Source organism: Pseudomonas sp. P179 (assembly GCF_000478485.2).
Classification (GTDB): Bacteria; Pseudomonadota; Gammaproteobacteria; order Pseudomonadales; family Pseudomonadaceae; genus Pseudomonas; species Pseudomonas aeruginosa.
The window spans coordinates 4290029-4310460 of sequence record NZ_KI517354.1 but is presented as its reverse complement, the minus strand read 5'-3'; the positions used below and the strand labels follow the sequence as shown (position 1 = coordinate 4310460).

At 66.5% G+C, this 20432-nt stretch carries 21 protein-coding genes; 12 read left to right on the top strand and 9 right to left on the bottom strand.

The genetic code is table 11. The annotated features are described in order from the left end of the window. Positions 1–207 precede the first annotated feature (207 nt). Complete coding sequence (locus HMPREF1224_RS46100) at positions 208–414, top strand: hypothetical protein (RefSeq protein ID WP_003094951.1); 207 nt, start codon at positions 208–210, stop codon at positions 412–414. 57 nt (positions 415–471) lie between these two features. On the opposite strand, the gene HMPREF1224_RS32240 is transcribed toward HMPREF1224_RS46100, so the two are convergent. Continuing rightward, entirely contained in the window at positions 472–1059 is a 588-nt protein-coding gene (locus HMPREF1224_RS32240; RefSeq protein ID WP_003094953.1) for a YajG family lipoprotein, read from the bottom strand. Positions 1060–1899: 840 nt separating this feature from the next. Between HMPREF1224_RS32240 and mqo the strand changes: the two genes are divergently transcribed. Next, on the top strand, positions 1900–3423 hold the full coding sequence (gene mqo, locus HMPREF1224_RS32235; RefSeq protein WP_003161400.1) for a malate dehydrogenase (quinone): 1524 nt from the start codon (positions 1900–1902) through the stop codon (positions 3421–3423). Between the two features lie 49 nt (positions 3424–3472). On the opposite strand, the gene HMPREF1224_RS32230 is transcribed toward mqo, so the two are convergent. From HMPREF1224_RS32230 to HMPREF1224_RS32210, 5 genes are all read right to left on the bottom strand, one after another. Next, positions 3473–3886, bottom strand: a complete 414-nt coding sequence (locus tag HMPREF1224_RS32230) for a VOC family protein (RefSeq protein WP_003094957.1) — start codon at positions 3884–3886, stop codon at positions 3473–3475. 268 nt (positions 3887–4154) lie between these two features. Then, positions 4155–4445: a PA4642 family protein gene (locus HMPREF1224_RS32225; protein WP_003099343.1), complete on the bottom strand. Its 291-nt coding sequence runs from the start codon at positions 4443–4445 to the stop codon at positions 4155–4157. Positions 4446–4527: 82 nt separating this feature from the next. Beyond that, positions 4528–5013 (bottom strand): hypothetical protein, encoded by a 486-nt coding sequence (locus HMPREF1224_RS32220; RefSeq protein ID WP_003094962.1) that lies wholly within the window; start codon positions 5011–5013, stop codon positions 4528–4530. 67 nt (positions 5014–5080) lie between these two features. After that, a complete protein-coding gene (locus HMPREF1224_RS32215) occupies positions 5081–5554 on the bottom strand; it encodes a WbuC family cupin fold metalloprotein (RefSeq protein WP_003094965.1) in 474 nt (157 codons plus the stop codon). A 1-nt stretch (position 5555) separates the two neighbouring features. Beyond that, the gene (locus tag HMPREF1224_RS32210) at positions 5556–6113 is read right to left on the bottom strand and encodes a hypoxanthine-guanine phosphoribosyltransferase (RefSeq protein ID WP_003094967.1); all 558 of its coding nucleotides are present in this window, start codon (positions 6111–6113) and stop codon (positions 5556–5558) included. Between the two features lie 167 nt (positions 6114–6280). On the opposite strand from HMPREF1224_RS32210, the gene upp reads away from it, so the two are divergent. The 8 genes from upp to HMPREF1224_RS32170 all read left to right on the top strand — a co-directional run bounded on the left by upp (position 6281) and on the right by HMPREF1224_RS32170 (position 14333). Next, positions 6281–6919, top strand: coding sequence for a uracil phosphoribosyltransferase (gene upp / locus HMPREF1224_RS32205; protein ID WP_003094968.1), 639 nt, complete (start codon positions 6281–6283; stop codon positions 6917–6919). Between the two features lie 2 nt (positions 6920–6921). Continuing rightward, positions 6922–8205 carry a uracil-xanthine permease family protein gene (locus HMPREF1224_RS32200; protein ID WP_003094970.1) on the top strand — a complete coding sequence of 428 codons (1284 nt, stop codon included), beginning with the start codon at positions 6922–6924 and terminating at the stop codon, positions 8203–8205. Positions 8206–8538: 333 nt separating this feature from the next. Continuing rightward, entirely contained in the window at positions 8539–9087 is a 549-nt protein-coding gene (locus tag HMPREF1224_RS32195; RefSeq protein WP_003117437.1) for a Csu type fimbrial protein, read from the top strand. 30 nt (positions 9088–9117) lie between these two features. Next, a complete protein-coding gene (locus HMPREF1224_RS32190) occupies positions 9118–9651 on the top strand; it encodes a Csu type fimbrial protein (protein WP_003146046.1) in 534 nt (177 codons plus the stop codon). Next, entirely contained in the window at positions 9651–10193 is a 543-nt protein-coding gene (locus HMPREF1224_RS32185) for a Csu type fimbrial protein (protein WP_003099337.1), read from the top strand. Before HMPREF1224_RS32190 ends, HMPREF1224_RS32185 begins: the two co-directional genes overlap by 1 nt. A gap of 18 nt (positions 10194–10211) precedes the next feature. Beyond that, complete coding sequence (locus HMPREF1224_RS32180; protein ID WP_010793771.1) at positions 10212–11000, top strand: fimbrial biogenesis chaperone; 789 nt, start codon at positions 10212–10214, stop codon at positions 10998–11000. A 16-nt stretch (positions 11001–11016) separates the two neighbouring features. Continuing rightward, positions 11017–13389, top strand: coding sequence for a fimbria/pilus outer membrane usher protein (locus HMPREF1224_RS32175; RefSeq protein ID WP_010793770.1), 2373 nt, complete (start codon positions 11017–11019; stop codon positions 13387–13389). Next, positions 13386–14333 carry a Csu type fimbrial protein gene (locus HMPREF1224_RS32170; RefSeq protein ID WP_003117435.1) on the top strand — a complete coding sequence of 316 codons (948 nt, stop codon included), beginning with the start codon at positions 13386–13388 and terminating at the stop codon, positions 14331–14333. The genes HMPREF1224_RS32175 and HMPREF1224_RS32170 overlap by 4 nt, the downstream gene beginning before the upstream one ends. Before the next feature lies 1 nt (position 14334). On the opposite strand, the gene HMPREF1224_RS32165 is transcribed toward HMPREF1224_RS32170, so the two are convergent. The 3 genes from HMPREF1224_RS32165 to HMPREF1224_RS32155 all read right to left on the bottom strand — a co-directional run bounded on the left by HMPREF1224_RS32165 (position 14335) and on the right by HMPREF1224_RS32155 (position 17924). Beyond that, positions 14335–15708, bottom strand: coding sequence for a spinster family MFS transporter (locus HMPREF1224_RS32165; protein ID WP_010793769.1), 1374 nt, complete (start codon positions 15706–15708; stop codon positions 14335–14337). 279 nt (positions 15709–15987) lie between these two features. Next, the gene (gene hemH / locus HMPREF1224_RS32160) at positions 15988–17010 is read right to left on the bottom strand and encodes a ferrochelatase (RefSeq protein WP_003099324.1); all 1023 of its coding nucleotides are present in this window, start codon (positions 17008–17010) and stop codon (positions 15988–15990) included. Next, positions 17007–17924, bottom strand: coding sequence for a TIGR01777 family oxidoreductase (locus tag HMPREF1224_RS32155; RefSeq protein ID WP_003457067.1), 918 nt, complete (start codon positions 17922–17924; stop codon positions 17007–17009). The genes hemH and HMPREF1224_RS32155 overlap by 4 nt, the downstream gene beginning before the upstream one ends. 413 nt (positions 17925–18337) lie before the next feature. Between HMPREF1224_RS32155 and HMPREF1224_RS32150 the strand changes: the two genes are divergently transcribed. Together HMPREF1224_RS32150 and HMPREF1224_RS32145 are read left to right on the top strand one after the other, a co-directional pair. Next, positions 18338–19321, top strand: a complete 984-nt coding sequence (locus tag HMPREF1224_RS32150) for an NAD(P)/FAD-dependent oxidoreductase (RefSeq protein WP_003099318.1) — start codon at positions 18338–18340, stop codon at positions 19319–19321. 152 nt (positions 19322–19473) lie between these two features. Continuing rightward, positions 19474–20430: a DUF523 and DUF1722 domain-containing protein gene (locus HMPREF1224_RS32145; RefSeq protein ID WP_003099314.1), complete on the top strand. Its 957-nt coding sequence runs from the start codon at positions 19474–19476 to the stop codon at positions 20428–20430. Positions 20431–20432: the final 2 nt, after the last annotated feature.

The window sequence follows — 20432 nt, the reverse complement described above, 5'->3', positions numbered from 1 at the left end:
TCGGGGACGGCGGGGAAGGACTGGTCGAATTCTATCCAGAATGCATGAGCGACGGCCAGCGGCACCCGGGTTGTCGCGACGAAGCGCAGCGGTTAGCAGCAATCCGTCTAAAAAAGGCGCGGCCTCGCCAGAGTGACCGACTAGTCTGAAAGTGCTTTGCCGGTCACAGAACCCCACCCAGGCAAACGACAACACAGGAGAGTCGTCATGCTGGAAACCGCACCCCACGAACATAACTATCTGATCGACCACCTGGACGAGATCGAGGCCGTGATCGTCGATCTTTCCTTCAATGTCCAGGACGACCGCTGGCTGGTGTACTGCACCGCCTGCGGCCATGAACACCTCGACCTGCCTGAGACCGACGAACGCATCAGCATCGGCGAGCCGGACCCGTTCCACCAGGCCGCCTGAGTTTCCCGAGCGCATGAAAAAGCCCGGCATCCGCCGGGCTTTCTCGTTACCGCCGGCTCATTGCTGGCCGAGGGTCTGAGCGATGGTCGGGTCCTTGAATACGCGGGTCAGGGCGTCGCTGAGCACCTCGCTGACCAGCTTGCTGTTGGTCGCCTGGTTCGGCGCCATGCCGAAGCGCTGGTTCAGCGAGGCGCCGTAGCGACCGGTGTAGCGCCGGCTGCTGTTCTGCACGTCGGCGCGGAAGGTCGCGGTGATGTCGGCCTGGGTGACGTAGACGCCGTCCTTCGGCGACTGGTACTTCAGCTCGGCCAGGGTCAGGGTCAGTTGCGGCGCGTTGTAGGCGTTGGCCGAAGGCGTGTAGCCGAGCAGGCGCACGGCCGTCTCGGCCTGGGCCTGGAGCTTGGGCACCACGTCCTCGCTACGGACGGTCAGGGTGCTGGTATCGGCGTAGAGGCCGCCGCGAGTGCCCAGGGACGGGCCGGGACGGCCATCGACCACCTTGACCACCACCGGCTGGCCATGGCCGACTGCGGTCAACGGTCCTTTAAGGACCGGTTGCGGGTCCAGTTGTTGCGGGCTCAGGGCGCAGCCGCCGAGAACCAGGGCGCTTGCGGTCATCAGGCTGAGCAACAGGCGATGCAGCATGCTCATCTCTCCATGGGTTGGGCACGAATGGCCGGCAGTATAACGGCGCCGCGAAGGCACCGCAGCATTGCCTTGGACGTTCGCCACGGGGCGCGGTTCCTCGCCTGTGGCAGGTGGCGCAGGGCACGCATGCCCGGCGTTTGGCAGATACGGCGCGGCGGATTGTCCCAGGGGGCTTTCGCCGGCGGGCACTTCGTGACCGGGAATGGGAAAAAAGTCTAAGGAGCGGGGTATTTTTTGATTTTCACCGTTATAATCGCCCCCCGATTATAAGGACGCCTCCTGATCGGGTTCCGGCCCCCGCGCCATCCCCCCACAGAGAGCCGCCAGTAGAGCGCTGCCCCATGAGGCAGACGCCCTGAAACGCCTGTAGCGAGTTTTTCGGCAAGGAATGCCGCATGACCCCGCACGATTCTGCGAAGGCATGCCCGCGACAGACGAGCCCTTCCGGCCATGTCTCCAAAAGAGCGTGGATCGAAGGTATTTCACTACTTCACGAGAGTGTGGCGAGCAATGAAGAGTTTTGCGTCGGTAAGTGCGCCATTAGCGCTTGAAACAGCCCCCCGCAGACGCGACCGCAGCGGATACCTCATGACCAGAGCCTGACGGCCCGTTCCGTCGCGAATGTGCTTGCACGACCGGATGCCCGCATGGGCCAGCCAGGCTGCCAGATCGCCAGCCCCGCGCCCGGCATCCATAGGCGATGACGCCCGGCGTCCCGCCGTTGTTGCGAAGAATCGGACATGACGGCTCCCTCCGCCGCTGCCTGCCGGCCCGTACCGGCCTCGGCCCCGCCCCGTCTGTCGTCAATTTGGTGCTGAAGATTTTGGAGAAGCGTTAATGGCGCAAAACGATCACGAAACAGTCGACATGCTGCTGGTAGGCGCCGGCATCATGAGCGCGACCCTGGCGGTCCTGCTCAAGGAACTCGACCCCAACCTGAAGATGGAAGTCGTCGAACTCCAGGAGTCCGGCGCGATCGAAAGCTCCAACCCGTGGAACAACGCGGGCACCGGCCACGCCGGCCTGTGCGAGCTGAACTACACCCCGCAGTCGGCCGACGGCAGCATCGACATCAAGAAAGCCGTGGGCATCAACACCATGTTCGAGGTGTCGAAGCAGTTCTGGTCGCACCTGGTCGCCAAGGGCACCTTCGGCTCGCCGAAGACCTTCATCAACCCGGTACCGCACCTGAGCTTCGTGCGCGGCAGTGAAGGCATCGCCTACCTGAAGAAGCGCTTCGAATCGCTGACGAAGCACCACGCTTTCGAGACCATGGTCTACTCCGAGGACAAGACCACCCTCGCCGAGTGGATGCCGCTGATGATGCCGGGTCGTCCGGCCGACGAAGCGATCGCCGCGACCCGCGTCGAGGGCGGTACCGACGTCAACTTCGGCGCCCTGACCAACCAGCTCCTGCAACACCTGGCGCAACAGCCGGGCGCGCAGATCCGCTACAACCAGAAGGTCACCCACCTGCGCCGCGCCGATAACGGCTGGCGGGTCACCGTCAAGGACACCCGCAATGGCGGCGACCGCGAGATCCAGGCACGCTTCGTCTTCCTCGGCGCCGGCGGCGGCGCCCTGCCGCTCCTGCAACTTTCCGGCATCCCGGAAGGCAAGGGCTTCGGTGGTTTCCCGGTGAGCGGCCAGTGGCTGCGCTGCGACAACCCGGAAATCGTCAAGCAGCACCAGGCCAAGGTCTACAGCCAGGCCGAGGTCGGCTCGCCGCCGATGTCCGTGCCGCACCTGGACACCCGCGTGGTGGACGGCAAGAAATCCCTGCTGTTCGGCCCCTATGCCGGTTTCTCCACCAAGTTCCTGCGCCATGGCTCGTTCCTCGACCTGCCGCTGTCGGTACGCCCGGGCAACATCCTGCCGATGCTCTCGGTGGCCCGCGACAACATGGACCTGACCCGCTACCTGATCGGCCAGGTCATGCAGTCGCCGGAACAGCGCCTGGAAGCCCTGCGCAAGTTCTACCCCGAAGCCAGGGCCGAGGACTGGCGCCTGGAAGTCGCCGGCCAGCGCGTGCAGATCATCAAGAAGGATCCGAAGAAAGGCGGCATCCTGCAGTTCGGCACCGAGCTGGTGGCCGCCCACGACGGCTCCATCGCCGCCCTGCTGGGCGCCTCGCCGGGCGCCTCGGTGACCGTCTCGATCATGCTCGGCCTGATCGAGCGCTGCTTCCCGGAGCAGGCCCGCTCGCCGGAGTGGAGCGCCAAGCTGAAGGAAATCTTCCCGGCTCGCGAGAAAGAGCTGGAAAGCGACGCCGAGCTGTACCGCAGCGTCAGCAGCCGTTGCAGCGAGGTGCTGGAACTGACCGCGAAGAACGACGTGCAGGCCCCGGTCAACGCCGAGTGAGCCGCGCTACGGAACAAGCCGCCTTCGGGCGGCTTTTTCATTTGTGGAGTCAGGCGCCGGCCTCGCAATTGATCATCCAGGACACCCCGAAACGGTCCACCAGGGTACCGAAACAGGGCGACCAGAAGGTCTTGCCCAACTCCAGCTCGACCCGCCCGCCGTCCTCCAGCAAGGCGTCATAGCAGCGCCGCGCCTGCTGCGGGTCGCGGGTATTCAGTGAAAGGGAAATCCCGGAGATCGGCTGCAACGCCGGCCCGTGCCCGTCCGAGGCCATGATCTGGCTGTCGCCGATCTGCAGGTTGGCGTGCATCACCTTGTCGCACCAGCCTTCGGGCACCACCACCGGACCGGGCGCCTCGTCGAAACGGAACAGGAAACTCACCCTGGCACCGATGGCGTGTTCATAGAAACGCAGGGCCTCTTCGCAACGGCCGTTGAAGCAGACGTAGGGCTGGACGTACATGGGAACCTCGGCAGGCTGTTTTTCCTGTGAGTGTAGAAAAGCAGCAGCCGACAGGCAGCCTCTCGCAGAGCGAATAACGCAGTCCTGGCCATTCGCCCTTCCCCGCCGCCCTGGCGATCCGCGACCGCGGCGGGGCCCGCGCGGCGTCTATCGACCCTTGCCACCACCAGCCGCCATTCGGATGCTGGCGTTCTCCGACGGGCGTGACTCAGCGGACCGCGCAACGAAAAAACCCGCCGAAGGGCGGGCTTTTCGCTGCATGGCCGGCTCAGGCGCCCTTGGCCGCCTGCAGCGCTTCGATGTAGGGCACGGCCTGGCGCTGGTCGGCGACCAGGGCGACGAAGTCGTTGCCCTTGGCGTCGCGCGCGTCGAGATCGTAGCCGGCCTCGCGGAAGAAGGTGAGGAAGCGCTCGAAGTCGTCGATGCGCAGACCGCGATAGGCCTTGATCAGCTTGTGCAGCGAGGGGGGGGTGTCGTCGGCCGGCTCGACGCCGAGGAACAGCTTGATCGACTCGTCACTGATCTCTTCGCCAATGATCTGTTTCTTGTCTTTGCGCATCGCTTTCTCTCAACGGCTCTGGGGCCGGGCTCGCCCGGCGCGGGATAAGGCCAGGCAGTTTACTCCCGGCGCGCGGCGAGGCTCAACGCGCGCGTACCGCGCCGGTGTGCAGGTCGGCCCAGACATGGCCGTTGGGATAGGCGAGGAACTGGCAATAGACCGTCTGGTTGCGCAGCAGGTCGAGCAACGCCGGGTACTGCGCCAACGGGTAGTTGAGCGTGAGGGTGCGGGTCCCGGCATCGTAGACCGGCTTCTTCAGGCTCTTGCCTTCGCTGTCGAACTGGATCAGCACCTGGGCCAGGGTCGCGCCCTTGCTCAGCGGTTTGCCCTTCAGGCGCAGCAGGGTCGGCGTGGTGATCGGGATCGGCTGCTGGTTGGACTGCCGCTGGTTGCCCAGCACCACGCTGTACTCGGTGATCTGGATCAGTTGCTGCTGCTCCGGCGCCTCCTGGCGCAACTGGCCGTCGTCGGGCGGCAGGAAGCGCGCGTGCATCGGGGGATTCTCGGCGGCCAGGCCGGCCAGACTGACAAACAGGAGCAGGGAGCCGCACAGGCTACGGGCGAACATCGGGACCTCCGGACAGGGCGAGCCGGCACTCTAGCATGGCTGCCGACCCGCCGCCGAAGCGAAGCGCTCAGGCGAACTGGGCGCGCATCCAGTCCCGGTAGGCCGGCGCATCGGCGCTGCCTTCGGCAGGCGCCCAACTGGCGAACTCGCCTTCGCCGAGCGGGCGGTAAGGCCCGGCCTTGCATTCGAACAGGATGCTGTCCGGCTCCAGCACCACCAGGGCATGGAACACCCCGGGCGGCAGGTCGACACCGGGGCAGTCCCCAGCGGCGCTCAACTCGCGCTTGTCGAGGAGTTCCCCGTCCTCGGCGAAGACCAGCAGGCCGAGACGGCCCTTGAGCACGATCAGCGCCTCGGCCTTGCCCGCATCCAGGTGCCGGTGCGGCGGGATGTAGGTATTCGGCTGGAGGCCCACCGCCATGCGATGGCAGGGCTCCTCCATGCGGTGGAAGTTGTGATGCTGGCGACCACGCGGCGCGTTACCCGCCCCGCTCGCCAGTTCGGCGAACAATTGCTGGTCGAGGTAGCGCGGTCCGGCCATCTCAGAGCCCCTTGACCGCGAAGATGCCCGCGGCGTTGCGCCAGTAGCCCTTGTAGTCCATGCCGTAGCCGAACACGTAGCGGTCGGCACAGTAGAGGCCGGTGAAGCTGGCCTTGAGGTCGGGCCGGGCCTTGCGCTCGTGTTCCTTGTCCACCAGTACGGCGGTGTGCACCGCGCGTGCGCCGGCATGCTTGCAGAAGTCGATGATCGCCGAGAGGGTGTGCCCTTCGTCGAGGATGTCGTCGATGATCAGCACGTCACGGTCGATGAAGGAGATTTCCGGCTTGGCCTTCCAGAACAGTTCGCCGCCGGAGGTCTCGTTGCGGTAACGGGTCGCATGCAGGTAGGACAGTTCGAGGGGGAAGTCGAGCAGCGGGAGCAGCTTGCCGGAGAAGATCAGGCCGCCGTTCATCACGCAGAAGACCACCGGGTTGGTCTCGCCGAGATCGCGGTTGATCGCCTCGGCGACGCGACCGATGGCTGCCTCGACCTCGTCGTTGTTGAACAGGCAGTCGGCTTCCGCCATGACTTGGCGGATGTGCGCGAGATCGACGGACATGGTGCTTCTCCCTGGCTGGGCTGAGAAAAAGTCGGCAAAGGTACTCATCCGGTCGCCATCGGGCAACCCCCGGCGGTCGAGTGCGAATCAGAATAATGGTCCAGACTGTGCGGAATGCATTACGCTAGCGCAATTTTTTTGCCCGCCCCCGTTGGAGACAGTCGCCCATGCCCGTACATGAGATCCGCCACCCCCTCATCCGCCACAAACTGGGCCTGATGCGCCGTGCCGATATCAGCACCAAGAACTTCCGCGAACTGGCCCAGGAAGTCGGCGCCCTGCTGACCTACGAGGCGACCAAGGACCTGCCCCTGGAACAGTACGAAATCCCCGGATGGGCCGGCCCGGTGACGGTGGAGAAGATCTCCGGGAAGAAGATCACCGTGGTGCCGATCCTGCGCGCCGGCATCGGCATGCTCGACGGCGTGCTCAGCCTGATTCCCGGCGCCAAGGTCAGCGCGGTCGGCGTCGCCCGCAACGAAGAGACCCTGGAAGCACGCACCTACCTGGAAAAACTGGCGCCGGACATCGCCGAGCGCCGCTCGCTGATCATCGACCCGATGCTCGCCACCGGTGGCTCGATGGTCGCCACCATCGACCTGCTGAAGAAGGCCGGCAGCAAGGAAATCCGCGCCATGGTGCTGGTCGCCGCCCCCGAGGGCATCGAGGCGGTACGCAAGGCCCACCCGGACGTGATCATCTATACCGCCTCGATCGACGAGAAGCTCGACGAGAACGGCTACATCATTCCGGGCCTGGGCGACGCCGGCGACAAGATCTTCGGTACCAAGCAGAAGGAAGCCTGAACATGGGCGATGCCTTCCAGGAGCCGCTCTGGCGCCAGGTGCTGTCAGGCGCGCAGATGCTGTTCGTCGCCTTCGGCGCGCTGGTGCTGATGCCGCTGATCACCGGTCTGGATCCCAACGTCGCGCTGTTCACCGCCGGCCTCGGGACCCTGCTGTTCCAATTGGTGACCGGGCGCCAGGTACCGGTGTTCCTCGCCTCCAGCTTCGCCTTCATCACCCCGATCATCCTCGCCAAGGGCCAGTTCGGCCTGGCCGCGACCATGGGCGGGGTGGTCGCCGCCGGCTTCGTCTACACCTTCATGGGCCTGGCGGTGAAGATCAAGGGCACCGGCTTCATCGATAAACTGCTGCCGCCGGTGGTGATCGGCCCGGTGATCATCTCGATCGGCCTGGCGATGGCGCCGATTGCGGCGAACATGGCGATGGGCAAGGCCGGCGACGGCAGCGAGTTGCTGCCGTACCGCACCGCGATGATGATCTCGATGCCGGCGCTGCTCACCACCCTGGTGGTGGCGGTATTCGGCAAGGGTATATTCCGCCTGGTGCCGATCATCGCCGGCGTGCTGGTCGGCTTCGCCCTGTCGTTCGTCTTCGGCGTGGTCGACACCGCCGCGATCGTCGCCGCACCCTGGCTGGAGCTACCGAAATTCACCGCGCCGGAATTCAACTGGCAGGCGATCCTGTTCATCGTCCCGGTGGCCCTGGCCCCGGCCATCGAGCATATCGGCGGGGTCATCGCGGTGGGCGGCGTCACCGGCCAGGACTACCTGAAGAAGCCCGGCCTGCACCGCACTCTCCTCGGCGACGGCCTGGCCACCTCGGCTGCCGGCCTGTTCGGCGGACCGCCCAACACCACCTACGCGGAAGTCACCGGCGCAGTGATGCTGACCAAGAACTACAACCCGAAGATCATGACCTGGGCGGCGGTGATCGCCATCACCCTGGCCTTCGTCGGCAAGTTCGGCGCGATCCTGCAAAGCATCCCGGTACCGGTGATGGGCGGCATCCTCTGCCTGCTGTTCGGCACCATCGCCTCGGTCGGCATGAACACCCTGATCCGGCACAAGGTCGATCTCTCGGAAGCACGCAACCTGGTGATCGTCTCGGTGACCCTGGTGTTCGGCATCGGCGGCGTGCTGATCGGCAGCGGTACCGGCCCCGACGACATCGGCCTGAAGGGCATCGCCCTGTGCGCCATCGTCGCCATCGTCCTCAACCTGTTGCTGCCGGGCAACGACGGCTGGCAGAACAAGGCGCTCGACGAACAACACAAGGACTCACACTGAAAACAACGGACGGAACACTTCGCTGTTCCGTCCATTTTCCACCCGCCACGTTATTTTCAAAAGCATGTAGCCAATCGCTTACTACTTTGTAATTAAACTTCCCTGTATTTTCCAAATAATCACGTCATCTAACTGGCAGAGGCTTATTCGCGCTGCTATATAGCCAGTCAAGCATGACTGGCGAGCCGCTCTGCGCCGCACCCGGCGCGTCGCCAGCCATGAACTTCGAATTTGGCGGATATATAAGGCCGATCATTTAAAGTCGTGGGAACTTTATTTATCCGCCAACATCGTCCTGCGCCACCGACATTCGTTATCGACAGGAAGTTAGAGATGAATAAACGCACTCCGGCAGTCTTGTTGTTCTGTGCCTGCGCCAGCCTGCTGGGCACCGCCCAGGCCGCCGGTACGCTGATCGGCCAGGTCGGCGTGCAGATGGTCATCGGTGCCGGCTGCACCATCATCAACGGCAGCGTCAGCGGCGGTATCAACCAGTGGGGAACCCTGGACTTCGGCAGCCATTCCGACCTCACCAACGTGGTCGACGCGCAGACCGTCGGCACCAGCGGCAATATCCAGATCCAGTGCAGCACCGGCCTGACCCCGAGCCTGACGGTGAACGCAGGCCTGCACGCCAGCGGCGGCCAGCGCTACATGCAGAACACCACCACCACCAGCAGCACCATCGCCTACAACATCTATTCGGACGCCGCGCGCAGCGCGCTGATCCAGGCCAACACACCGGTGGACATCTCCTCGGTCTCCACCGGCACCGCGGTCAACATCCCCCTCTATGGCCGCGTGGTGCCCACCGGACAAAGCACACCCACGCCGACGGCGGGGACCTACACCGACACCCTGCTGGTCACCATCGCCTGGTAAGACGCGCCGCCAGGCGCGGCGCCAGGCAGCATGGTCCTGGGGGGACCGATGAGCCTGAACCGCTACTTCACCGGAGGACTGCTCTGCCTGCTCGGCTGCAACCCGGCAAACGCGCAGACCGCCACCATCGTCCTGAGCGCCACGCTGCTCCCGGCCTGCGAAGCGGGTAGCGTCGGCAGCGGCGGCGCGATCACCTTCGGCACCCTCGACTTCGGCCAGTACGCCTCCCTGAACAACGCCATCAGCGCCACCAGCCAGCAAGGCGCAGGCTCCATCCGGGTCAGGTGCGTCAGCGGCCAGACCTATGCGATCACGCTCGACGGCGGGCTCTACGGCAGCGTCGCCACGCGGCGCATGGCGAACATCGCCAACACCGCCCTCACCCTGACCTACAACCTGTACAGCGACCGCCCCGGCGGCATCGTCTGGGACAACACCACCGGCGTTGCCGCCACCGGCAACGGCAACGACCAGTGGTACCCCATCTACGGCCTGGTGCCGGCACAGACCACGCCGGTCGCCGGGACCTACCGCGACACCGTCAACGTGACCATCAGCTGGTGATGCCGATGTCCAGCCGGCGTCTATTCCTGTCGCTTCTCCTGCTCCCGCTGCCGAACCTGGTCGCGCATGCCGATCCATCGCCGATCAGCCGCGCCTTCCAGGTCCAGGCGGTGGTCGCCAACGGCTGCGCCTTCGGCACCGCCATCAGCAACAACGCCTATGACCTCGGCACCCTGAGCTTCGGCACCCTCGGCAACCTGGCCAGTCCGGTTAACGTCGCCAGCAGCTCCGGGGCCGGCTCCATCGTCCTGACCTGCACTCCGGGAATGACCGTCTCCGTCGCCCTCGACTACGGGGTCAATGGCGGCAGCAGCAGCCAGCGCTACCTGAAGCGGGTGAGCGGCAACGAGACCCTCGCCTACCAGCTCTACCAGGATGCCGCCTACTCCCAGGTCTGGGGCAACGGGGCACTCGCGCGGACCATCGCCAACTTTCCCGCCAGCACCCAGACCTACACGGTATACGCGCGCCTGTTCGCGGTCGGCAGCCTGCCGTCCGCCGGCAACTACCGCGATACCGTCACCGTCACCCTTTCGTTCTGAGCCGTCATGGAGGATCACATGCCCAGTCCACACCTACCTCTCCGCCCCAGCCGCTGGCTTGCGGCGCTGCTGGCGCTGCTCCTGGGCGGCCCGGCACAGGCCGCCAGTGCGGTGCTGATCTGGCCGATCAACCCGGCCATCGAAGCCGACCAGCCGGCCACGGCGCTGTGGCTGGAGAATCGCGGCAAGCAACCGGTGACCCTGCAGGTGCGCGTGCTCGGCTGGTCCCAGGCGGATTTCCAGGACGTCTATCGCAACCAGCAGGCAGTGATTCCCAGCCCGCCCTTCGTCAAGGTCGAGCCGGGCCGCCGGCAACTGGTCCGGCTGATCCGCCAGGGCGGCCAGCCCAGCACGCCGGAGGACGCCTACCGGGTGCTGATCGACGAAGTGCCCGACGGCGGCGCGGGGCAGACGCAACGAAGCCCCGGTCTCGCCCTGCAGTTCCAGATGCGCTATTCGGTACCGCTGTTCGTCAGCGCCGACGGCGTCTGGACCCAGCCGCGCAGCGATGTCGAGCGCGACCCGGCCGACGCGACCCGGCCGAAACTGGCCTGGCGGCTGGTCGAGGAACAGGGCAAGCGTTACCTGCAGGTGCGCAACGAGGGTAGCGTGCACGCCCGCCTCAGCCATGTCCGCTGGGAGGGCAACGGCCGCAGCCTGGCGCTGCTGGACGGCCTGCTCGGCTACGTGCTGCCCGGCCGGCAGATGCGCTGGCCGCTGCCGCCGGGGCTGCTGCCGGACGCCGGCATGACCCTGAAACTGCAACTGGCGGACAACGACGCGCCGATCAGCGTTCCCGGGTACTGAGGCGGACGTCGGTCCCGTGCCTCGCCCGTGTCAGCGGCGCTCTCGCCGCCACCGCTCGCTACTGATCGGCCTGGCGCTGCTCTCCCCTGTCCATGCGGCGGACTACCTGGCCGGACTGCCGCCGCCGCAACCCGCTCCGTCCGGCGGCGGCAACGCCCTCTACTACCTAGAACTGGTGATCAACGGCCGCGACAGCGGCCAGGTGGTGCCGGTCAACGCCGCCGATGGCCATTACCTGCTCGACGCCGCGGCCCTGCGCGAAGCCGGCGTGCGCCTGCCTGGCAACCCCGCCGGACAGGTCGCGGTGGACGCCCTGCCCGAGGTCCGGGCGGACTATGACAGCGCCAGCCAGCAACTGCACCTGCAAGTGCCGCCGGACTGGCTGCCGGAGCAGCGCTTCGACGATCCCGGACTGGTCGCCCGTGCCCCGGCGCGCAGCAGCCTCGGCGCGCTGTTCAACTACGACCTGTACTACTCGGACCCCGCCGACGGTGCCACGCCCTGGCTTTCCGCGCTGCTCGAGCAACGCCTGTTCGACGGCTTCGGGGTGATCTCCAACACCGGCGTCTACACCCGCTATTTCGGCGACGCCGACAACCTCGACAGCCGCTACCTGCGCTACGACACCTACTGGCTGTACAACGACGAACGCAACATGCACAGCTACCAACTGGGCGACTACGTCAACGGCGCGCTGAACTGGACCACCCCGGTACGCATGGGCGGCTTTCGCTTCGCCCGCAACTTCGGCGTACGTCCGGACCTGGTCACCTATCCGCTGCTGCGCTTCGACGGCCAGGCCGCAGTGCCCAGCACCGTCGACCTGTTCATCAACGGCTACAAGGCCAGCAGCGCCGACCTGCAACCCGGTCCCTTCGCCATCAGCAACGTGCCGTATATCAACGGAGCCGGCGAAGCCACGGTGGTGACCACCGACGCCCAGGGCCGACAAGTGGTGACCAGCCTGCCGTTCTACGTATCCAACACCCTGCTGGCGCGCGGCCTGAGCGATTTCGACCTGTCCGTCGGGCGTCTGCGCGACGACTACGGCCTGCGCAACTTCTCCTATGCCGACAATGCCGCCAGCGGCATCTATCGCTACGGCGTCAGCGACCGCCTGACCCTCTCCACCCACGCCGAGGCCGCCAGCGACCTGCGCCTGCTCGGCATCGGCGGCGACATCGCCGTGGCCACCTTCGGCACCCTCAGCCTGGCGGCCAGCGGCAGCGACGGCCAGGGCGACAGCGGCCAGCAATACCTGCTCGGCTACTCCTACTATTCGCGACGGCTCGGCCTCAGCCTGCAACACATCGAGCGCAGCGCCGGCTATGGCGACCTCGGCACCCTGGACGGCGAGTACCAGTTGAGCCGGCGCACCGACCAGGCTACCGCCAGCCTGACCTTCGACGAGCAGGGCACCATCGGTACCGGCTACTTCGACATCCGCGCCCGCGACGGCAGCCGCACGCGCCTGGCCAACCTCTCCTACAGCCGCCCGATCGGCAGCCGCAGCAGCTTCTACCTGGCGCTGAACAAGGATCTCGACGGCGACGGCTACAGCGCGCTGATGCAACTGGTGATTCCCTTCGACATCAACGGCCTGCTGAACATCGGCGTCACCCGCGACAGCGACCGGCGCTACAGCGAGCGGGTGATCTGGAGCCGCTCCACGCCGAGCCAGGGCGGCCTCGGCTGGAACCTCGGCTATGGCGGCGGCGCCAGCCGCTACCAGCAGGCCGACCTGACCTGGCGCATGCAGAACGTGCAACTGCAGGGCGGCCTCTATGGCGAGACCGGCAACTACACGCGCTGGGCCGATCTCAGCGGCTCGCTGGTATGGATGGACAACGCCGTGTTCGCCAGCAACCGGATCAACGACGCCTTCGTCCTGGTCAGCACCAAGGGTTATCCACAGGTGCCGATCCGCTACGAGAACCAACTGATGGGCAGCACCGACGACAACGGCCACCTGCTGGTGCCCTGGGTCGCGGCCTACTACCCGGCGAAGTTCCAGATCGAGCCGCTGGACCTTCCGGCCAACGTCAGCGCGCCCGAAGTCGAGCAGCGCGTGGCGGTACGCCAGGGCAGCGGCCTGCTGCTGGACTTCCCGATCCGTGCCGTAGTCGCCGCCAGCATCAACCTGGTGGACGAGCGCGGCGAACCGCTGCCGCTGGGCAGCCAGGCCGAAGAAACCGGCAGCGGCCAGCGCGCCAGCGTCGGCTGGGACGGCCAGGTCTATTTCGAAGGATTGCAAAGCGACAACCAGCTACGCGTGGTCCGCCCCGACGGCCGGGCCTGCCAGGCACGCTTCCGCCTGGACACGCGCAAACCCACCGTCAGCCAGGTCGGCCCGCTGACCTGCTCGGCCCCGATCGGAGATACGCCATGAGCCGCCACTCCACGTCCGCCTGCCTGCTCGGCTTCGCTACGCTCTGCGCCAGCCCGTTGCTGCTCGCCGCCTGCACCACCAGCTCCGGCACCGGCAATTTCGGCAGCCTGAGCTCGTTCACCGTGGCCAGCACCGCCCAGACCATCACCGGCACCACCGGCTTCAAGTGCACCGGCAGCCTGTTGTCGATCCTCAGCACCAACACCATCGACGCGACCATCGCCAGCACCGCCAATCCGCTGGGCACCACGCCGCGGCTGTACAACGCCGCCAGCGGCACCTACCTGCCCTACAGCATCTGCAAGGACAACGGCTGCGGCACCGTCTACAACGTCGGCTCGACGGTACGCTGGAGCAGCACCACCTTCCTCGGCATCCTCGGCCTGTTCAACGCCACCGACGGCAGCCTGCCGCTGTACCTGCGCACCGCCACCGGGGTGACCCTGCCGGCCGGCACCTATACCGATACCATCGGCCTGAACTGGGCCTGGCACCTCTGCGCCGCCGGTGCCCTGGGACTCTGCGTGTACGACGACGGCACCGCCAGCAGCAGCGTCAACGTTACCCTGACGGTGCTCAAGGACTGCTTCATCGACAGCGCTCCGGACCTCAGCTTCGGCAGCGCCGCGCTGGTCTCGGCCTTCACCGCGGTGAACCAGAACATTGGCGTGCGCTGCACCCTGAACGCCACCTATACCATCGGCTTCGACAACGGCAACAACTTCAGCGGCGGCTGGCGGCGAATGCTCAGCGGCGCCAACGCGATCCAGTACAACCTCTACAAACCGGGAGACTCGACGGTCTGGACCACCAGCAACACCCAGGCAGGCACCGGTAGCGGCGCCGCGCAGAACGTGCCGTACCGGGCCATCGTCAACCCGGCCCAGGGCAACGTCCCCGCCGGTACCTACAGCGATACCGTGCGGGTGATCCTCACCTACTGAGTCAGGCCGGCTGCCGGGACGCCTTCCAATCCTCGCCGCCCTCGCCTTCCCGTCGCAGGCTCCAGTCCTTCAGGTGCTCCAGGCTGGCGCGATAGGGCTTGAGGCCGATCCCCAGCAGGACTACCGCACCGAGCACCGCGGCCAGGGTCACCAGCAGCAGCGAGTAGCGCAGCGCCATGTCGTCGGCGAAGACGAAATCGGTGACCAGCGCCACCGCCGTCGGGCCCACGCCGAGACCGAACAGGGTGACCACGAACAGGTAGATCGCCGAGGCCTGGCCGCGCATCGAGTTGGGCATGATCTCCTGGATCGCCGCCGGGGCCACGCCGAACGGCATGCTCAGGAAGAACACCGTCGGCGCCATCAGCGCCGCCGCCCAATTGGCGTTGTCCAGCAGCGGATAGACCAGGGTGAAGGGAATCACCGCCCAGGCGGCGAGCAGCCCGACGCGCATGTTCGCGTCGCTACGCCCGCGCTTCGCCCAGTAGTCGGCCAGGCGCCCGCCGAAGACGATGCCGAGACAGCCGAACACCGCGACGATGCTGCCGTAGACCACCCCGACATGACCGGCGTCCCAGCCGTGGGTGCGGACGAAGAAGGTCGGCACCCAGGCGCCGCTGCCGTAGCCGGCGAAGGACAGGCAGGCGAAACCGAAGTTGTGGCAGAGCACGGTCTTGCGGTTGGCCCGCAGGTAGGCGCCGACCTCGCCCAGCGGCACCGCCACGCCTGCGCCGACTCCGCGCCGGGCCGGCTCGCGGATCGCCAGCAGCAACAGGCAGAAGAGCACGCCGGCGGCGCCGAGGATGAGGAAGATCAGTTGCCACGGGCGCACCTCGCCGAACAGCGGCAGATGCACGTCACCCTGGGCCGAGGCAAACTTGATCACCAGCCCGCCGAGCAGGAAGGCCAGCCCCGAGCCCAGGTAGATGCCCATCGAGTAGACGCTGATCGCCGTCGCCCGACGCTCGCGCGGGAAGCTGTCGGCGATCAGCGAATAGGCCGCTGGCGACAGCGCCGCCTCGCCGACCCCGACGCCGACCCGGAAGGTGAGGAATTGCCAATAGCTGCGCGCCAGACCGCAGGCCGCGGTCATCGCGCTCCACACCAGCACGCCGAACAGGATCAGGCCGCACCGGCTGCGGTTGTCGGCCATGCGTCCGAGCGGGATACCGCAAAGGGTGTAGAACAGGGCGAAGGACAAGCCCATCAGCAGGCTCATTTCCGTATCGCTGATGGCCAGGTCGCGGCGGATCGGGCCGACCAGCAGGTTGAGGATCTGCCGGTCGATGAAGGACAGCACATAGGCGACCATGAGGATCGCCACCGTGGTCCAGGCCGCAAGGTTGGAGGGATAGCCGTTATTGTTGTTATGCATGCCGAACTCCTGGACGCCGCCGAAGCGGCGGATGCGAAGGGAGGGTCGACAGGCAGGATAAGCCGGCAACATCCGGGCTTATACCCAGGGCAAGGGACTATAGAACTGCTGAATGCGGGAAGCGGGTTCCGGCGAATGACCGCCAGGTCATTCGCCGCCGCATGCGCTCAGAGCCTGTCCAGCATCTCGCGAGCTGGGCGGGGAAGCGGAGCTGACGAGCGGCAAATGAGCACTTCAAAGCCGTCATACCGCGCCGCGCAGCGGATCATGAACAGGCTCTCAGAGCGGCCTGGCCAAGCGCCCGCTCATCTCGGCCAGGGCGCCGACCCAGGCGGGGTGGTCGTTGAGGCAGGGAATCAGCACCAGGTCCTCGCCGCCGGCACTGATGAACTGCTCGCGGCCGCGCATGCCGATTTCCTCCAGGGTCTCGATGCAGTCGGCAACGAACGCCGGACACATCACCAGCAGGCGCTTCACCCCGCGCTGCACCAGTTCGTCGAGCTTGGCGTCGGTATAGGGCTCGATCCACTTGGCGCGCCCCAGGCGCGACTGGAACGACACCGACCAGCGCCCCTGCTCCAGGCCGGCGCGCTCGGCGAAGGCCTCGGCGGTGCGCAGGCACTGGCTGCGGTAGCAGAGGGCGAGGGCTTCGGGGCTGACGTTGCGGCTGTTCTCGGCCAGCAGGTCGTGGGCAGGATCCTTCACCAGCTTGCGGATGTGCCGCTCGGGCAAGCCATGGAAGCTCAGCAACAGATGGTCGTGGGGCTGCTGCAGGTACGGACGCACGCTTTCCACCAGGGCATCGAGGTAGACCGGCTGGTCGTAGAACGGCGGCAGCGTGCTGACCTCCAGGCCCAGGCGATGGGCGGCGATCACCCGGCGCACCTCCTGTTCGGCGGTGGTCGTGGTGCTGTCGGCGAACTGCGGATACAGCGGCGCCAGGGTCACCCGCCGGATACCACGGCGCGCCAGGTCGAGCAGGACCTTCTCGATGGCCGGCTGGCCGTAGCGCATCGCCAGTTCCACCGGCCCATGCGGCCAGTGCGGCTTCATCGCCTCCTGCAGGCGACGACTGAGGACGATCAGTGGCGACCCTTCGTCCCACCAGATCGAGCTGTAGGCGTGCGCCGATTCGGCCGGACGCTTGATCAGGATCAGCGACACCAGCAGGCGCCGCAGCGGCCAGGGCAGGTCGACCACGTAGGGATCCATGAGGAACTGGTCGAGATAGCGGCGGACATCCTCCACCCGGGTCGAATCCGGGGAGCCCAGGTTGAGCAACAGCAGGGCATTCTCGGTCATGCCTGATCCTTTCGTCGGGCGGCCAGGACATCGGCCAGCGCCACGTCCAGGTCGGTGAATTGAAAACGGTAGCCGGCGTCCTGCAAGCGTTGCGGCAAGGCTCGCTGGCCGCCGAGCAGCAATCCGGACATTTCTCCCAGCCCGAGGCGCAGGACGAACCCGGGGGTCGGTATCCGCGCCGGCTTGTGCAGCGCCCGGCCCAGGGCCTTGGCGAAATCGCGGTTGCGCACCGGGTTGGGAGCGCACGCATTATAGGGACCGCTGGCATCGGGCCGCCGCAAAAGAAAATCGATCAGCTCGATTTGATCCTCGATATGAATCCACGGCATCCATTGCCGGCCGTCACCCAGCGGTCCGCCCAGGCCGAGCCGGTAGAGCGGCAACAGGCGCCCGAGGAAGCCGCCCTCGGGGGCCAGCACCAGGCCGGTGCGCAACAGCACGACACGGGTGCCGAGCTTCTCCGCCTCGCGGGCGATCTGCTCCCAGGCGAGGCATAGCTCGCTGGCGAAATCCTCGCCGGCCGCCGCCCCCTCCTCGGTCACCGGGCGCTCGCCGCTGTCGCCATACCAACCCACCGCAGAACCCGATAACAGAAGGTCCGGGCGCTGCTCGCGAGCGTCCAGCCATTCCACCAGGCGCTCGGTAAGGCGTACCCGGCTTTCCCACAGCAGCGCCTTGCGCTTGTGACTCCAGGGTTTGTCCGCGATCGGCTCGCCGGCCAGGTTGACCACCGCGTCGAGCGGCTGGTCGCCGTACTCGTCGAAACGATCGATGCCGCGCACGCCGACGCCGCACAGCGATTCCACCTGCTGCGGCCGCCGGCTGAACACGGTCAGCCGGTGCCCGGCCTGTCGCCAGCGGGCGCACAGGCGGCGCCCCATCAGGCCGGTACCGCCGGTCAAGAGAATGTGCATGGCTGTCTCCTCGTTTTGCCTGCGTGCCCTTTCAGTCTGGACCCTGGACATCGATCTGCCCGATGACCGTGCATCCTCCCCCCATTCCAGCGTTATCCTGTGGATGGAAGATCCGTCGGCTCCGGCCGGGGAACCCTGGCGTCGTTTTCGACTCAGCCAAGGAACAGGGCTTGCATCGCACTGGTGCCTTAGTGAACGGCGCCAGCCGTCTATTCTTCAGATAACTCGGTTGATACTTCCGAACGGAACGTCTGAAGGTTCGACAGGCCAGGAAGCGAGCCGTGCGCCGCAGGCGCGCCATCGGCGCGATGCAAGGTGCGCCTCGAAGCACGCGCAATACTGTACATTAAATCAAGCTTGTACAAGAAACCTGATTCGCCTGTCCAGACGCTACACAACCAGAGAGGCATGTCATGAGCGTCCCCATCGCCATCATCGGTACTGGCATCGCCGGGCTTTCCGCCGCCCACGCATTGAGATCCGCCGGCCAGACCGTACAACTGTTCGACAAGGGCCACGGCAGCGGCGGCCGCATGGCCAGCAAGCGCAGCGAGGCCGGCACGCTGGACCTCGGCGCGCAATACTTCACCGCCCGCGACCGGCGCTTCCTCGACGCCTTGCAACACTGGCGCGAGGAAGGCTGGGTGGACGAGTGGAAACCCGCTCTCTACCAATACCGCGACGGCCAGCTGAGCCCCTCCCCGGACGAGCAGCCACGCTGGGTCGGCATCCCACGGATGAGTGCGATCACCCGCGCCCTGCTCACCGATCTGCAAGTGGTCTTCTCCTGCCGCATCACCGAGGTCTTCCGCGGCAAGCAGCACTGGCACCTGCAGGACGCCGAGGGACAGAACCACGGTCCGTTCAACCAGGTCCTGATCGCCATCCCCGCTCCCCAGGCCACGCCGCTGCTGGCCAGCGTGCCGAAACTGGCGGCCACCGCCGCGAGCGTGGTCATGGAGCCGACCTGGGCGGTGGCGCTGGGCTTCCGCGAGGTACTCGACACCCCGGTGCAGGGCTGCTTCGTGCACGACAGTCCGATCGCCTGGCTGGCCTGCAATCGCAGCAAGCCGGGGCGCGACACCACCCTCGACACCTGGGTGCTGCACGCCACCAGCCAGTGGAGCCGGCAGCACATCGACATGGCCAAGGAGGACGTGGTCGAGCACCTTCGCTGCGCCTTCGCCGAAGTGATCGGCTGCGCCGTACCGGAAGCCGCCTTCAGCATCGCCCACCGCTGGCTCTATGCACGCCCGGCGGAGGCCCACCAGTGGGGCGCCCTCGGCGATCCCGACCTGGGCATCTACGCCTGCGGCGACTGGTGCTCCAGCGGCCGCGTCGAAGGCGCCTGGCTCAGCGGCCAGGAAGCCGCGCGGCGCCTGCTGGAACATCTCTGAGGGGATCGGGCCGTCGCCTGGCGGCCCGATGTGACAAGAAAATACCTATACAAATACATTGACCTGTACAAGATAAGTTCTAGGATGTGTCGTATGACCGCCTGGCTGTCGAGCTGCGCGCGAACCTCCTTTCCCCTTGGGAGACGACACCGATGCACGAATCTCACCCTTCCCTGACGCCCCGACTCGGCATCAGCGCCTGCCTGCTCGGCGAACCGGTGCGCTTCAACGGCGGCCACAAGCGATCCGCGCTTTGCGAGGAACTGGCGCGGCACGTCGAGTTCGTCTCCTTCTGCCCGGAACAGGCCATCGGCCTGGGCACGCCGCGCCCGGCGATTCGCCTGGAAGGCACTCCGGAAGCCGCCGAGGCGCGGAGCCGCGACGGCCTGGCGGTCGGCGGAGCGCTCGCCGAATATGCGCGGCGGGTGGCGCAACGGGCGGATACGCTGGACGGTTTCATCTTCATGCAACGCTCGCCGTCCTGCGGGCTGCAACGGGTCAAGGTCTATCCAGAAGGCGGCGGCGCGCCGCGCGCCGAAGGCCGTGGACGCTTCGCCGCAGCCCTTTGCGAAGCCTTGCCGGAGCTACCGGTGGAAGAAGAAGGCCGGCTGCACGATCCGGTCCTGCGGGAGAACTTCCTCACCCGCGTGTATGCCCATGCCCACTGGCAGGCCCTGCGCCAGCGCGGCCTCAGCCATTCGGCCATCGTCGCCTTCCATAGCCGCTACAAGTACCAGTTGCTGGCCCATTCGCCGGAGCACTACCGCAGCCTCGGCCGCCTGCTCGGCGAAGCCGGCCACTACCAGCCGGAAGCCCTCGGCACTCGCTACTTCGGCGAGCTGATGCAGGGCTTGCGCCGCTGCGCGACCCGCGGCAGCCATGGCAACGTGTTGCTGCACCTGAGCGGCTACCTGAAACGCGACCTCGCAACCGAAGACAGGCGTGAATTGCGCGAGCTGATCGAGCAATACCGGCATGGCAGCGTGCCGCTGGTGGTACCGCTGACCCTGCTAAAGCACCACTTCCGTCGCCACCCGCATGCATACATCGCCCAGCAGGCCTACCTGCAACCGCACCCGACCGAACTCGGCCTGCGCAACGCGCTCTAGGA

Bases quoted from the DNA above. Each gene is read 5' to 3' on its own strand.
- HMPREF1224_RS46100 (WP_003094951.1), top strand. From the start codon at position 208: ATGCTGGAAACCGCACCCCACGAACATAACTATCTGATCGACCACCTG.
- HMPREF1224_RS32240 (WP_003094953.1), bottom strand. From the start codon at position 1,059: ATGCTGCATCGCCTGTTGCTCAGCCTGATGACCGCAAGCGCCCTGGTT.
- mqo (WP_003161400.1), top strand. From the start codon at position 1,900: ATGGCGCAAAACGATCACGAAACAGTCGACATGCTGCTGGTAGGCGCC.
- HMPREF1224_RS32230 (WP_003094957.1), bottom strand. From the start codon at position 3,886: ATGTACGTCCAGCCCTACGTCTGCTTCAACGGCCGTTGCGAAGAGGCC.
- HMPREF1224_RS32225 (WP_003099343.1), bottom strand. From the start codon at position 4,445: ATGCGCAAAGACAAGAAACAGATCATTGGCGAAGAGATCAGTGACGAG.
- HMPREF1224_RS32220 (WP_003094962.1), bottom strand. From the start codon at position 5,013: ATGTTCGCCCGTAGCCTGTGCGGCTCCCTGCTCCTGTTTGTCAGTCTG.
- HMPREF1224_RS32215 (WP_003094965.1), bottom strand. From the start codon at position 5,554: ATGGCCGGACCGCGCTACCTCGACCAGCAATTGTTCGCCGAACTGGCG.
- HMPREF1224_RS32210 (WP_003094967.1), bottom strand. From the start codon at position 6,113: ATGTCCGTCGATCTCGCGCACATCCGCCAAGTCATGGCGGAAGCCGAC.
- upp (WP_003094968.1), top strand. From the start codon at position 6,281: ATGCCCGTACATGAGATCCGCCACCCCCTCATCCGCCACAAACTGGGC.
- HMPREF1224_RS32200 (WP_003094970.1), top strand. From the start codon at position 6,922: ATGGGCGATGCCTTCCAGGAGCCGCTCTGGCGCCAGGTGCTGTCAGGC.
- HMPREF1224_RS32195 (WP_003117437.1), top strand. From the start codon at position 8,539: ATGAATAAACGCACTCCGGCAGTCTTGTTGTTCTGTGCCTGCGCCAGC.
- HMPREF1224_RS32190 (WP_003146046.1), top strand. From the start codon at position 9,118: ATGGTCCTGGGGGGACCGATGAGCCTGAACCGCTACTTCACCGGAGGA.
- HMPREF1224_RS32185 (WP_003099337.1), top strand. From the start codon at position 9,651: ATGCCGATGTCCAGCCGGCGTCTATTCCTGTCGCTTCTCCTGCTCCCG.
- HMPREF1224_RS32180 (WP_010793771.1), top strand. From the start codon at position 10,212: ATGCCCAGTCCACACCTACCTCTCCGCCCCAGCCGCTGGCTTGCGGCG.
- HMPREF1224_RS32170 (WP_003117435.1), top strand. From the start codon at position 13,386: ATGAGCCGCCACTCCACGTCCGCCTGCCTGCTCGGCTTCGCTACGCTC.
- HMPREF1224_RS32165 (WP_010793769.1), bottom strand. From the start codon at position 15,708: ATGCATAACAACAATAACGGCTATCCCTCCAACCTTGCGGCCTGGACC.
- hemH (WP_003099324.1), bottom strand. From the start codon at position 17,010: ATGACCGAGAATGCCCTGCTGTTGCTCAACCTGGGCTCCCCGGATTCG.
- HMPREF1224_RS32155 (WP_003457067.1), bottom strand. From the start codon at position 17,924: ATGCACATTCTCTTGACCGGCGGTACCGGCCTGATGGGGCGCCGCCTG.
- HMPREF1224_RS32150 (WP_003099318.1), top strand. From the start codon at position 18,338: ATGAGCGTCCCCATCGCCATCATCGGTACTGGCATCGCCGGGCTTTCC.
- HMPREF1224_RS32145 (WP_003099314.1), top strand. From the start codon at position 19,474: ATGCACGAATCTCACCCTTCCCTGACGCCCCGACTCGGCATCAGCGCC.